The sequence below is a fragment of the Shewanella abyssi genome (assembly GCF_023284025.1).
Taxonomy (GTDB): Bacteria; Pseudomonadota; Gammaproteobacteria; order Enterobacterales; family Shewanellaceae; genus Shewanella; species Shewanella abyssi.
This window is the reverse complement of the sequence record NZ_JAKIKR010000008.1, coordinates 50,974-64,425: the sequence shown is the minus strand read 5'-3', so window position 1 is coordinate 64,425 and position 13,452 is coordinate 50,974. Positions and strand designations below refer to the sequence as shown.

Genomic DNA, 13,452 nt, shown 5'->3' with positions numbered 1-13,452 from the left:
AAGAGATCATTGTTATTAACTATTGGGATCTGAATCAGTAATAACATTGCCATCGCGAGAGTCATAGTCGATGGTTCAGGAAGGAAGTAAAAGTAACATTGATCGGACCGCTTGATAGATTCTATTTGCCGAAGTAGTAACCATCGCTGCATCTTCTAATACGGTACGCCAAACAGACATGCAGTCATTGGTGTTAACTACTAGAGTCTGAGTCTACGGTCACTGAACCTAAATTAGAATCGTACTGAATAGAGAGATTAGTATTGTCTCTATAGTAGTATGTACAAGTGTTGGTTGCGCTGTATGTTGCCTTATAATGGCTTTCATCTGTGTTGGCGCTATCAGATACACTTGGCTCGTCACCTTGATATAGAACCTCCCACACTGAGATACAGTCTTTGACATTATCAAGTTGAGGCGATGCCTCATTGCCTAGAGTATAGTGCTGTGCTGGCCAGCCGTTAGCGTTAAAGTCTACTTCACCTTCCTGGCTTGTACCGAACACTGGTAAGTCTTCAACGGGGCCACTGCCGACTTTTACAGCCCACACGGCGCGTGCTAGATCAAGCCCTGACTTGAATGCTCCGCCAGTGGCCTTAACTGTTGATACCTGTGCATCTTCAGATATATTGATAAACTTTGGCATAGCAACCACTGCCAATATGCCCAGAATAATAATGACCACAACAAGTTCGATTAAAGTGAAACCAGATTGGGGTTTGGAAGCTGACAGATGCAACATTGAATTGGCCGTCCTGGGCAAAATTTGAGCGGGCATTTTAACACCTAAAACATGTAATACCAATAAGTTAACTATGAATTTAAGTTTTGATGGTCGTGACAGAGCCTCGGCAGGTGTTTCATTACTATGTTGCTCCTATTGAGTCATAAATGATTTAACAGATTGCACGCACTAATGTGAACTCTTACTATAAATAAAACATTTTAGTGAGCATCAGCAATGGCTATTGATTTAAGCTGGAAAGAATTTATTCAGCAACAGCAGCAACAAGACTACTTTACCGCACTAGAAGCCTTTGTTGAGGCAGAGAGAACCGCAGGTAAAGTGATTTTCCCGCCTAAGGAGCAGGTACTATCAGCATTTGAATATACGCCGCTAAATGAGGTTCGTGTGGTACTGATAGGGCAAGATCCCTACCACGGACCGGATCAGGCCCATGGGTTATGTTTCTCGGTGCAAAAAGGGGTAAAAGTGCCCCCCTCTTTGGTGAACATGTATAAAGAATTGTCTTGTGATATTGAGGGTTTTACCATTCCTGAACATGGCAACTTATTAAGTTGGGCGCAGCAAGGGGTGTTAATGCTCAATACCGTGCTGACCGTCGAGCAAGGAAAAGCCCACTCTCATGCTAAGTCGGGCTGGGAAATATTTACTCAGAATGTGTTGCTGCACCTTAATGAGCAGCCGCAACCGATCATATTTGTGTTGTGGGGCGCTCATGCCAAGAAGAAAGGCAAAGTCATAACTGCCGAGCATCACCAGATTGTCTCTGGCCCTCATCCTTCACCATTATCTGCCTATCGAGGCTTTTTCGGTTGTAAGCATTTCTCTCATGTAAACCAGCTACTGAAGCAGCAAGGCAGCGCCGCTATTGATTGGCAGGTCTAGCGCTAATGAGTGCAGCACATGCCACTGAGAGCGAAGGGCGGAGCTGCACTCAGCCATACTCATTAAGCCTTAAAATGAGTAGTCTTGCGACGGGGTGATGATATATGGCAGTGGCACATCCCAATGTTCGCTAGGGAGCTTGCTGACTTGCTGACAATCATGAGCATAGCCAATGGGGAAAGGTTTGCCGATGGTTTGCCAGTTGGCTAACGCTCTGTCGTAATAGCCGCCGCCCATACCCATTCTATTGCCTTTGATGTCAAAGGCGACCAGTGGGGTAATTACTACATCTAGCTGATGCGGTAATATCATTTGGCTGACATTTAAACGTGGTTCCCAAATACCTAAGCTATTTCTCTCAAGCACCGTATTTTGGTTATAGCGTAGAAAGATAAGATTGCCAGCGGCAAAGGGGTGCAGTCTGGGCAAGTACACCTGCACGCCGTGCTGCCAAAGCATCTTGATCAATGCTTGAGTATCCAGCTCGCCATCGTTGGTTAGGTAAAGTGCGACTTTTCTAGCGCTAAGCTGCTTGAGCTTTTGCAGGGCTTTGACCGCAGCAGTATTGGCGGCAACAGACTGTTGATCATTGCTTAAACCTCGGCGAGCAGCACGTACCGCGAGTCGAATGATTTTTGGCGAGCTGGCTTCAAGAGTATTGGTAATGCTTGGCTGCTGCATAGGTGTGACTTATCTATTTATGTTTATTTATCATGCATGCAGTCTATCGGCTGTTTGTTGGCATCGCAATTATGATTTTGAATCGTGGTTTTGAATAGTGAGTCTAATACTGGGCGAGGAAGCGCGACTATCGCTGCTGGTTACTGTTCATATGGCGGTAACAATAAAAAAGCCACAATAGCAATAATGTATTGTGGCTAGATTAGACTCACAACATAGCGCTTAACAGCTATGATAATGTGTTGCTAATTTACTTGACGGTTTTAACACCTTCAGGCGTTCCTACTAGCAGCACATCAGCGCCGCGCATGGCGAATAAGCCATTGGTCACAACGCCCACGATGGCATTAATTTTCTCTTCAAGCTCTTTCGGGTTCATAATCTTCATATTGTAGACATCTAAGATAATGTTGCCGTTATCTGTTAGTACGCCTTCACGGTAAACGGGATCGCCACCAAGTTTAACAAGTTGACGTGCCACATATGAGCGCGCCATTGGGATAACCTCAACAGGCAGCGGGAATTCACCTAAGATATCGACTTGTTTAGTATTATCGACAATGCAGATGAATTTTTCAGCCACTGCAGCGACGATTTTTTCGCGAGTTAATGCTGCGCCACCGCCTTTAATCATGTCCATATGGCCGTTGATTTCATCAGCGCCGTCGACATATACGGATAGGTCATTAACACTATTAAGATCATAAACTGGAATGCCAAGTGCTTTCATCTTCTCGGTAGAAGCTTCAGAACTTGAAACCGCGCCCTCGATCTCTGCTTTCATTGTCGCAAGCGCGTCAATAAAATGATTTACAGTAGAGCCTGTTCCGACACCAACAATGCTATCTTTCTCTACATATTGAAGTGCAGCCCAACCGGCGGCTTTTTTCATTTCATCTTGAGTCATAACGACATCCTTTTTAAAGGCGAAGGTTAAAAAATATTGGCGATAGTATACGCTTTAAACGACTAAAGCGTGCCTGAAATTTTCTTTTAAAGTGACAAGGTTGCTATATCGTGATTAGCTTGAGTTTATAGATAAAAGGTTTGTATAAATAGTCGCTAGGGATAGTTTATCTAGCGCGGGTAAATAACGGTATTAAGCGCTAACCAAGATGGACTTTACGTAAGTAGCGCAATTAAAGGGAGTCTGTATGGCTGGGGCAAGTTTATTAACCTTGTTAGATGATATCGCCACTATTTTGGATGATGTTGCCGTAATGAGTAAAGTGGCTGCGCGTAAAACGGCGGGGGTGTTGGGTGATGATTTAGCCTTAAACGCCCAGCAAGTTAGTGGAGTTTCTGCAGATAGAGAGCTACCAGTAGTATGGGCAGTCGCCGTTGGCTCGTTTAAGAATAAATGCATCCTAGTGCCTGCAGCAATGCTGATCAGTGCCTTTATCCCTTGGGCCGTTACACCCTTATTAATGTTCGGTGGATTGTTTTTATGTTTTGAAGGGTTTGAGAAAATTTACCATAGCGACCAAGCTAACAAACACCCTCAAGTCGTGAGTGAACAACCACAAGAGGTGATTGGCGATCTCAAAGAGTATGAAAAGAAGAAGGTTAAAGGGGCTATTAGAACCGACTTTGTACTTTCTGCTGAGATTATCGCCATCACTCTAGGCATTGTCGCTGAGAAAAGCTTAACGACTCAATTTTTCACCCTGAGTTTTATCGCGATTGTGATGACCATAGGTGTCTATGGCTTAGTGGCGGGTATTGTCAAAATTGATGATGCGGGCTTGTACTTAAGTCAGCGCCAAGGGGAGAGCATCGCGGCTCGATTTAAGCGCCGTTTGGGCTATATGTTGCTGAGCTTTGCCCCTTACCTAATGAAAACCCTATCAGTCGTTGGAACCATTGCCATGTTTATGGTCGGTGGCGGTATATTAACTCACGGGTTGCACTGGGTGAGCGTGCAAATAAGCCTGGCGGCGACCTGGGTTGAGGGCTTGTCTGTTGTCGGGCCGGTATTATCCTTTATCACGCCAAGTATTTTAAATTCAATTTTTGGTGTGGTTGCAGGTGCTATCGCCGTTTTGTTGATGCAACTATTCCTCAAATTTAAAGGCGACAAGGTCGTTAGTCACTAGCGCTATATTTTAAGGAATGATCTCGTTGAAAACAAACATTGAACAAGTAGAGCTAACGCCCTTAACAGTAAAGGTCGCCAGCTTTAATTTGTTTAACTACCTTGAACCGCCACTGGCCTACTATGATTTTGAAAACATCTATAGTGGTGAACAGTGGGCAAAGAAGCAGCGTTGGCTGAATGAATTTTTAACCGAGCATCAACCGGACATCATAGCTTTTCAAGAGGTCTTTTCAGCACCAGCATTGGCCGATCAAGTTCGCGATGCTGGCTTAAACCATTTTGCAGTAGTGGATGAGCCTAGTGTTGTTGATGATTTTATTTGTCGGGATCCCGTAGTCGCTATCGCCTCTAAATTTGCTTTTGAAGAGGTGGTTTCAATTGATGTTGATAAACCTTACGCAGCAGCGCTCGGGCTTGAACGTCATTTTAACTACAGCCGTAAACCACTGCGGGTGACTGTGGTGCTGCCTGATATCGGTCATTGCGATATCTACGTGGTGCATTTTAAATCTAAGCGGCCATCAATGGATGAGTTACCACCGCCTACCACTGCTGTTGCACGAAATGCCAATTATGGCGAGTTACTAGGGCGTAATGTTCTGGGCCAGTGGGCGTCGAGCATTCAAAGAGGCAGTGAAGCGGCATTACTATTTCATAGCATGATGCAGCGTCGTGTAAAAACCCAAAATGCGATGATGTTAATCGGCGACTTTAATGATGATCTTAACAGTCAGGTGCTTTCTTTTTTAACCACTAAAGAGTTGAGATTCGATAAGAATGGTTTGGGTGAGCTTGCAAGTTATCCACTTACAGATGCCTACCAACTGTATTGTCAAAGTGTATCCGCCGCTAGCGATAAGCAAACCTCAGATGGGGAGGTGATTCGCTCCCACAGGCAAGCGACACACTATTACGCTGCTCAAGGCCATGTACTGGATTACATCTTGCTGTCACAAGACTTCAACCCCGCTTTTCACACCAGTACTGCAGAGGTGAGCCATTATCATACTGAAGACCGCCATCTAATTAATCCTCAGTTTGATCGTGATAGTCACAGTACCGATCATGCTCCCATAGTGTGTACTATCTGTTCCCGCCGCTAATCTCACTGCAAAGCGAGTAAATTTATTGTGCCAGGCACTTCTTGTCTGGCTATTGATTTGCTCGTTAACCCCTTACTGACTTCTTCTCACTAACCCACTGGTACTTTGTAAAGCGGCTGAGGCTGCTAATAATCTAACGGGTTATTAATATTCCACTTTCGTATATCTTATATTGTATAATATTCGTTGGTATCTTGTATCTACTGTGGTATTTTTTGTTTAAATACGGTGTTTTGGCGGTAAGGAATCACCAATGAAAATAAATATTATCAATAAGGAGTTTGATTATGTCCCTTAGATTATCAGGATTGACTATTTCGCTATGCTTAGCTTTGGCAGCTTGTGGTGGAGGCGGAGATGATGATACACCGGCGCCAGTTACTCCCCCGGCACCCGTTATCCCGGATCCTGTAGTACCTGAACCTGTCGCTCCTGAAGGCGGACTAATCACACTTAATTCATCGATAGAGCATATTTCAATCACTGAACCACTAGCGTTTTATGTGGATGTCACGGAAGCAGCACCGACCTTGATAGTTGGTTTAATGGCGACCGTGGATGGTAATAATATTGGCGATCCTGATCTGTATGTAAGAGCCGGTGAAGAAGCAACGGCAGGTGAAACCGGTGAGTTCGATTGTGTTTCATATTACGGTGAAAATGAATATGAATACTGCATTCTCGATAATGTAGAGCCTGGCAGGTACCATATTCTAGTCGATGCGAGCGCTTCGAATGCCGCTGTTGATGCCACGCTTTATACCAGTACAACTTTGTTTAACAGTAGCCAGCGATGCGAAGAGGTCGATGTTCAGGTGCGAGGCCAAGATTTGACGGCTGCACAAACGGATGAAGTGTGTGTCGCTTTGAAGAACACTAAAGGCCGTTTTGATGCCACCTTGAGCGCGGCTATCTCGCCTGCATTTGGTGATAGTGTTGCAGGTGATAGAAATGAGGTTGCTAATGTTAATATTTTTTCAAGTAAAAGAAACCATGAACTTTGGATGATGCACCTTTTTTATAACGACAATGATACCGGTATTTATTTCGAATTCGAATCAACAGATTGGTCTCATCGCTCTGATGTGTTTACCTTTAATGCCCTCGAATGGAATGGCGGTAGATATACCATTCGCTCACTTAAGCATGAGTACACCCATTCATTAGATGCTCGATTTAACAAACAAGGCGAATATAATGAATCTAAAGGCTTTAAATGGTGGGGTGAAGGCTTAGCTGAATACATAGGTGTTCATTATAACAACCCTTACCAAAATATGACCACCGCTAGCGAGTCGACTAAATACAGTTTAGAGCAGATCTTTAATGGCGATGAACCTTACAGTTGGGGCCAGTTGGCCGTTACATTTTTATTAGAACAAAAACCGACAATAGTGACGCAGATCCTGACGCATATGCGTGCTGGTGATTGGACCGAGTTAACCACGCTGCTCGAACAAGTTGCAATTGATAACCAAGCTGAATTCGGGACTTGGTATGCTGGTCAATTGCGATCTGATTATGTTGCTAGTGCAACGGCAATGACCGTAGGTCAATATACACAACTCAGTGGACGTAGCGGCCGTTTGTATTCTATTGATGTACCTGCTGGAACAGACTCGATTACCGTCACCACCTCCGGTGGTTCAGCTGATATCGATTTGTGGGTGAACCAAGGTGCAGCTTACCACCCTAGTAACGTAGTGCCTGCTACTGCTCAGTCTGTCACTGAGGATAGCAATGAAGAAACTGTGACTATTACTACGCCGACTGCTGGCAAGTATTACATCGTCGCAGGAGATAGCTTTGCTGGTGCGGATATCGTTGATGTTTATCTGTCGGTGTGTTCTGGCGCAGATTGCACGGTTGCATTGCCAGATCCAATGGATATAACCGCAGAGATTGAGCCCTATATGCCTTATTGGCCAGCAAAAGGCACAATTGGAAGCTGTAACCTAATGGAGAAATACACCACATCAACCAAGAATGCCGAAGATTTAACGGTAACTAATAACACCGATACTGAAGTTGAATTGTATTGGGTCAGTAAAACCTCGGGTACCAAGTACGCTGGTAAGTATGCTTCATTAACAAAAGATGAGTCATATTCAGAGACATTTTGGAAGTTGGGTGATCGGTTAATGATCACCGACACTTCAGGTAAATGCTTAGGTGTTGCTCTGCTGAACGACACCAACAATGCTTTTGTCATTGAAGACGCGCTTACAGGTGGTGAATAGTTAAAAAGGCTTAGCCAGTAGGGAAAGGCTCACCTTTTTAGGTGGGCTTTTTTTATGCAGTGTGACAGAGCATTTTGACATTCTGTGGACTCATGAAACTAACACAAATCGAACCTTATCAATATTATAGTGTGTATCTGTTACCGACATTTCCTCTTTAAGTTTACTGTTTCATTTGAAACAACAGCCATTAAGACACTTTTACAATCGGCATTAACAAATACTTTACCAAAATGTCACATATGTGTAATAGTGGCCGTTTACCATCTCAACTCATTAGACCTCGTACCACTAAAGTAGAGCAATATTAAGGGAATAATAATAATGAAACGACCTTTTTCACGAAGAGATTTTTTAGCCATGTCTGCCAAGGGCGTTGGCGCAGCAGTAGTTTCATATGGCCTCATGGGCTGTAGCAGTGACGATGACGAAAATGTGATTGCAGCAGAGTTCTTACACGGTGTCGCCAGTGGAGATCCAAGCCATGATGCTGTCATTTTATGGAGCCGTGTGACACCTAAGTCTGCCGGAGACATTAAGGTGACTTGGGAAGTGGCGACCGATAGTGCATTTAGTCAAGTTATCACCAACGGTGAAATGATCACTAATAGTGATAGAGACCACACCGTAAAAATCGATGCCACTGGGCTTGAGGCGGGCACCCAATATTACTATCGCTTCAAGGCCGGCAAAAATATGTCACCTCCAGGCATGGCTAAAACCTTGCCACAAGGCGCATTAGCCCAAGCAAAATTTGCCGTGGTGTCTTGTGCTAACTTCCCTGCGGGTTATTTCAATGTCTATGAGATGGCGTCGAGAATGGATGACTTGGATGCGGTTATTCATCTCGGTGATTATATTTATGAATACGCTCGTGGTGAGTATGCCAGTGAACGTGCAGCAGAACTCGGGCGCGAGGTATTACCGGAAGGCGAACTCTTTAGCTTATCCGATTACCGTACTCGTTATAGCCAGTATCGTGGTGATTTGAGTTTGCAAAAGTTGCATGCCAAAACGGCCTTTATTACGGTTTGGGATGACCATGAAGTTGCCAATGATAGCTGGCGCGAAGGTGCAGAAAATCATAACGACAACGAAGGCGATTTTGACGCCCGCAAAGAGGGAGCGTTGCAGGCCTACTTTGAATGGCTACCCATTCGTCCTTGGCGAGAGGGCAATCATGAAGAGATCTACCGCAGTTTTCAGTTTGGTGACCTTGTAGACTTACACATGTTAGATACGCGACTACTGGGCCGAGATAAGCCGCTTGAATACCCTGATTATATGGATCCTGCCACTGGTGGGCTGGACGGCGGCCGCTTTATGGCTGACGTCACCGACGTTAACCGCACGATGTTGGGACAGGAGCAGCTGACGTGGTTGCAATCAACACTGCTAACCTCAACTGCCAAGTGGCAAGTGCTTGGCCAGCAGGTGTTAATGGGGCAGATGATGCTGCCAGCGGCGATTGCCACTCAACAATTGTCTATCCCGGAGTTTGGACAACTGGCCGCGCTGGCAGGATTTGCTGCAAGAGCGCAAGCCGGCGATCCGACGTTAACTGCTGATGAGCTTAAATATCTGCAGTTCTATGGTCACAAGTTGACGCCAGAGGCGATGGCGCTGCTACAACTGCCATCTATTCCTTACAACTTAGATTCATGGGATGGCTATGCCTATGAGCGAGAAGTGATTCTTGCGACCGCAAAGTCGTTGTCGAAAAACCTCGTTGTGATCGCAGGTGATACTCATAATGCTTGGGCGAATGAGCTTAAAGATGCTGCAGGCGATGCGGTCGGTGTTGAGTTTGCCACCAGCTCGGTATCATCACCAGGACTTGAGTATTACTTAGGCATCGAGGCTAAGGATATTCCTGCGACAGAAGAGGCCATCATCGGCTTGGTTGATAACTTAAAATATGCCAATTTAATGAATCGTGGCTTGTTGACGTTGACCTTCACTCACGAAGAGGTGCGCAGTGATTGGCGCTATGTCGATACCATTACGACTCGCGGTTTTGTCGAAGACACTGAGCGGAACCACGCTATGGTTACCAAAGCTGGAATACCCAGTTTAGCAGCGCTTTAGTGCTTTCTAAGCAAGCTTTCAAATAGGCTTAATTTAACGGCTACCCATAGGTAGCCGTTTTTGTTTTTTGTGTTCAAGCCACAAGTTTGCTGCTTTTTTACAGCATTAGTGCTGTTTTTAGTATAAAATTCGCCTCCAAAATCGGGTGGATGCCTACACTTTAAACAGTTGAGCGGCGAGATCGCTAGCAAGGTCCTATTTCAGAGTTTGGAATAGTTGCCATCAACTGCATTTTGAGACCCAAATAAGATAACTATACCAAGATGGGGACGGTCAGATGTCAGAGAAATGCTTTATTACGGCGCAAGAATTACTAGAGGATTCTTTTCGTTTAGCGGCACAAGTTTATGAAAGTGGCTTTCGTCCGCAGTTTATTGTGGGTATTTGGCGTGGTGGTGCACCAATCGGTATCGCCGTGCAGGAGTATTTTGACTTCAAGAAAGTAGAAACAGATCATATCGCAGTACGTACTTCCTCTTACTATGGGATTAATCAACAAAGTAAGCAGATTAAAGTACATGGTTTGCACTATATTGTTGAAAATGCCAATGCGGGTGACGGTCTATTGATTGTTGATGACGTATTTGATTCTGGCCGCAGTGTCCATGCCCTTAAAGATAAGTTAAGTGAATTGATGCGTTTAAACATGCCTAAAGATGTGCGTATTGCTTGTCCTTATTACAAGCCTAAAAACACCACAGTGCCATTAAAGCCTGATTACTATATTCATGAATCTGAAGAGTGGTTAGTGTTCCCCCATGAAGTCTCAGGCCTTTCTGTTGAAGAGCTAGCGCAAGGTAAGAGCGATTTAAAGAACATTAAACATTTGTTCGTTTAAGTCTTTAATGGCTGTACAGATTGAATCGATTTACCCATAGAATCAATTCAATAGGGTTATGTGATTTTATTAAATGTAAAAGCCACCGCGAAGGTGGCTTTTTTTATGGATAGCCCAAACTTATGTTTTGCTATCGGTTCATTTTAGATTGAATCAGCAGGCATTTTTGCTGCTGCTGAATCGCTTCTTTTAGCGCCCGAGTTGTGCCGTCAGACAACTGTTTATTGTTAGCCTGCAAGTTTTGTAATGCACTGACATTGCCATAACTGCAATCTGTTGGGATTAAGTATTTTGCGTAACTGCGCATAAATACCGGACCTTTCTCTTTGTCGAGCAACGCGAGTGTCGTGAGTCGCTGCTCCGCGGTTACTGCGCTCAGGGACTTTTGCTCACTGGGATAAAGGTTCGCCATTATGGTGCGTTGTTTGGAGAACGGCAGATTTGTTTGCTGCTGAATGCGGGTTAACCACTGACGCTTCTTCAATGCGTCTGGACGAGAGACTTCCGCGGCAAGTGCAGATTTCTGCCCAGCATCACTCGTGTCGACCTCACGCTCTTTACGCAGCCAATACATGGCACTTGGATGATCATAGCGGTTTAAGTGGCTAATCATGGCCCAGCGAAGATCTTGATCCAACACTAAGCCTTTAATACTCGCTTTATCGCTAAGCATGGCATCGATGTTATCTAGTGCATCTTGACTGCGCGCAAAGGCGATATAGTTGCTAAACCAACGTCGCTGAAAATCACGGTCATTGCTATTTATCATCACCTTTCTAAGGCTCATCTGCTCAATGGCGCGAATGGCCTTTTTGGCATAACGCTGGTTGATGGGAGCCATCTTATCAAGATAAACACGTGTTTTAGATAAGCTAGCAAGCACTTGCCCTACAATGGTGTAATCAGCTTCTCCTGGCAAATTAACCAGTACCGTGCCGATGTAGTCGTTCAGTGAAAGATTGCCCTCTTCAACGCTATCCCACAAGCTTTGCCACAACATTGAGCGTAATAGCGGGTCTTTTACCAAGCGCAAACTTTGTTTTGCAGTCTTAAATGAAACAGGATCTAAATTCACTTTTACAAAGCCCCAATCTTGATAATTGGGATAGACGAGATCGGGGCAATGCATCCCCACAAGACTGGTGACATTGGTGGTGCTGCCGCTATAAGTCACCGGCATACTGATATTGTGATGCAGTCGCTTACGCCCTTTAGTAAACAGACCTATTTGAACATGCTGTTCACGCAAGGTGGGTAGCACATCACTCGCTGCAGACTGCTTAAGGCTAAATTGTGTGACTCGACCTTTTTCACAAATAAAGCTGGCTTGAATACTGTTAACGCCAGCTTCATAAAGCCACTGCTGACTCCAGCTGGTGAGGTTTCTATTGGCAGCCTTTGCTAGGCTTTTAATAAAGTCGTTTAACTCAGCATTTTGATAACTGTATTGAGTCAGATAATTCTGCACTCCAGTTTGAAACGCCTTTTCACCTAAAAGATGGTTAAGTTGGTTTAGGGTCGATGCCCCTTTAGAGTAGGTAATTGCGTCGATATTATCGAAGGCATTCTGTGTCGTGGCGACGGGGACTTCAATAGGGTGAGTGCTGGCTTGGCTGTCTAAGTGGTAAGCACTTTGCTTATTGTTGGCGTAAAAGGTTCGCCAAGCATGGGTAAACTCGGTGGCTTCCGCGGTAGCAAGTGTGCCCATAAATGAAGCAAAACTTTCATTTAGCCACAAACCATTCCACCATTTCATCGTCACTAGGTTACCAAACCATTGATGCGCCATCTCATGCATGATCACGCCCGCTAGGCGTTGTTTTTGGGTGGCGGTCATATCGCTATTAAACAGGAAGCGACTTTCGCTGAAGGTGATAGCCGCTGCATTCTCCATGGCACCATAAAGAAAGTCTGGCACCAGCACTTGGTCATACTTTTTAAATGGGTAGGGGATGCCAAAGTAATCATCGAAAAACGTAAGCCCCTGCTGAGTATAGGTAAACCAATCTTGTGGCGTGACTTGGTCTGCAACAGATTGCCGCGCAAATAGGCGCAGTGGATATTGGCCGCTACTATCGGTCCACTGATGATAGGGACCTGCATGCATCGAGAAGTTATAGGGGCTCAACTTAGGCGATTGCGGAAACAGCCACCGACGAGTATCGCCAAGCGGTGTTGTTGATGTTTCTCGCATCGCACTGATAACGGTCCACTCTTTTGGCGCCGTAACCGACAAGGTGTAGGTCGCTTTAAGATCTGGCTGGTCAAAAACAGCGAACATCTGCTGAGCCGCAGCGGGTTCGAAGTGAGAATAAAGGTAAACTTTATCGTCAACCGGATCGACAAAACGATGTAGCCCTTCACCGTTGGTGCTATGGGCGCGAGTGAACTGCACTTCAACCGTGTTGCTACCACTCACTAACAAGCCTGGATTGAGGGTTATATAGCTGTTGTTATAGTTTGGGTAAACCTTTTTGCCATTAATACTAAAGTGGCTGATCGTCGCTTGATTGAGATCGAGTGTCAGCGCTTTACTGGTATCACTAAGGTTAAAGTCGACCTTAGTCGTGGCTGAAAACCTTGCTGCACCTGTTAAGGTAAAGTCTAAGTCATAATGTACATCAGAGATCCTAGCTGAGCGCATTGCCGCTGACTGCTGGCTAATGTAGGGGGAGGCATCTCGTGATGACAGGGGCTCACGAGGTGTTGAATTACAGGCAGCAAGTACAACTGAGAACACAATAACTAAAGCAGTATGAAGCAGGTTCAAAACA

General features: G+C 45.0%; 10 protein-coding genes. 6 read left to right on the top strand and 4 right to left on the bottom strand.

The annotated features are described in order from the left end of the window. Positions 1–193 precede the first annotated feature (193 nt). Positions 194–742: a type II secretion system protein gene (locus tag L2755_RS05645; RefSeq protein ID WP_248979822.1), complete on the bottom strand. Its 549-nt coding sequence runs from the start codon at positions 740–742 to the stop codon at positions 194–196. 219 nt (positions 743–961) lie between these two features. On the opposite strand from L2755_RS05645, the gene ung reads away from it, so the two are divergent. Beyond that, positions 962–1,630, top strand: a complete 669-nt coding sequence (ung, locus tag L2755_RS05640; RefSeq protein ID WP_248979759.1) for a uracil-DNA glycosylase — start codon at positions 962–964, stop codon at positions 1,628–1,630. Between the two features lie 69 nt (positions 1,631–1,699). On the opposite strand, the gene L2755_RS05635 is transcribed toward ung, so the two are convergent. Beyond that, entirely contained in the window at positions 1,700–2,311 is a 612-nt protein-coding gene (locus L2755_RS05635; RefSeq protein ID WP_248979758.1) for a 5-formyltetrahydrofolate cyclo-ligase, read from the bottom strand. Positions 2,312–2,561: 250 nt separating this feature from the next. Then, positions 2,562–3,218: a ribose-5-phosphate isomerase RpiA gene (gene rpiA, locus L2755_RS05630; protein ID WP_248979757.1), complete on the bottom strand. Its 657-nt coding sequence runs from the start codon at positions 3,216–3,218 to the stop codon at positions 2,562–2,564. 247 nt (positions 3,219–3,465) lie between these two features. Between rpiA and L2755_RS05625 the strand changes: the two genes are divergently transcribed. From L2755_RS05625 to L2755_RS05605, 5 genes are all read left to right on the top strand, one after another. Then, positions 3,466–4,407 (top strand): DUF808 domain-containing protein, encoded by a 942-nt coding sequence (locus L2755_RS05625; RefSeq protein WP_248979756.1) that lies wholly within the window; start codon positions 3,466–3,468, stop codon positions 4,405–4,407. Between the two features lie 25 nt (positions 4,408–4,432). Further along, positions 4,433–5,512, top strand: coding sequence for an endonuclease/exonuclease/phosphatase family protein (locus L2755_RS05620; protein ID WP_248979755.1), 1,080 nt, complete (start codon positions 4,433–4,435; stop codon positions 5,510–5,512). Positions 5,513–5,799: 287 nt separating this feature from the next. Continuing rightward, the gene (locus L2755_RS05615; protein ID WP_248979754.1) at positions 5,800–7,752 is read left to right on the top strand and encodes a collagenase; all 1,953 of its coding nucleotides are present in this window, start codon (positions 5,800–5,802) and stop codon (positions 7,750–7,752) included. Between the two features lie 324 nt (positions 7,753–8,076). Beyond that, a complete protein-coding gene (locus tag L2755_RS05610) occupies positions 8,077–9,840 on the top strand; it encodes an alkaline phosphatase D family protein (RefSeq protein WP_248979753.1) in 1,764 nt (587 codons plus the stop codon). A gap of 277 nt (positions 9,841–10,117) precedes the next feature. Further along, a complete protein-coding gene (locus L2755_RS05605) occupies positions 10,118–10,678 on the top strand; it encodes a phosphoribosyltransferase (protein WP_248979752.1) in 561 nt (186 codons plus the stop codon). A gap of 130 nt (positions 10,679–10,808) precedes the next feature. Here L2755_RS05605 and pepN read toward each other — a convergent pair whose 3' ends face one another. After that, positions 10,809–13,448: an aminopeptidase N gene (gene pepN, locus L2755_RS05600; protein ID WP_283102731.1), complete on the bottom strand. Its 2,640-nt coding sequence runs from the start codon at positions 13,446–13,448 to the stop codon at positions 10,809–10,811. Between the last annotated feature and the right edge of the window lie 4 nt (positions 13,449–13,452).

Coding starts and splice junctions, on each gene's coding strand:
- L2755_RS05645 (WP_248979822.1), bottom strand. CDS start 742: ATGTTGCATCTGTCAGCTTCCAAACCCCAATCTGGTTTCACTTTAATC.
- ung (WP_248979759.1), top strand. CDS start 962: ATGGCTATTGATTTAAGCTGGAAAGAATTTATTCAGCAACAGCAGCAA.
- L2755_RS05635 (WP_248979758.1), bottom strand. CDS start 2,311: ATGCAGCAGCCAAGCATTACCAATACTCTTGAAGCCAGCTCGCCAAAA.
- rpiA (WP_248979757.1), bottom strand. CDS start 3,218: ATGACTCAAGATGAAATGAAAAAAGCCGCCGGTTGGGCTGCACTTCAA.
- L2755_RS05625 (WP_248979756.1), top strand. CDS start 3,466: ATGGCTGGGGCAAGTTTATTAACCTTGTTAGATGATATCGCCACTATT.
- L2755_RS05615 (WP_248979754.1), top strand. CDS start 5,800: ATGTCCCTTAGATTATCAGGATTGACTATTTCGCTATGCTTAGCTTTG.
- L2755_RS05610 (WP_248979753.1), top strand. CDS start 8,077: ATGAAACGACCTTTTTCACGAAGAGATTTTTTAGCCATGTCTGCCAAG.
- L2755_RS05605 (WP_248979752.1), top strand. CDS start 10,118: ATGTCAGAGAAATGCTTTATTACGGCGCAAGAATTACTAGAGGATTCT.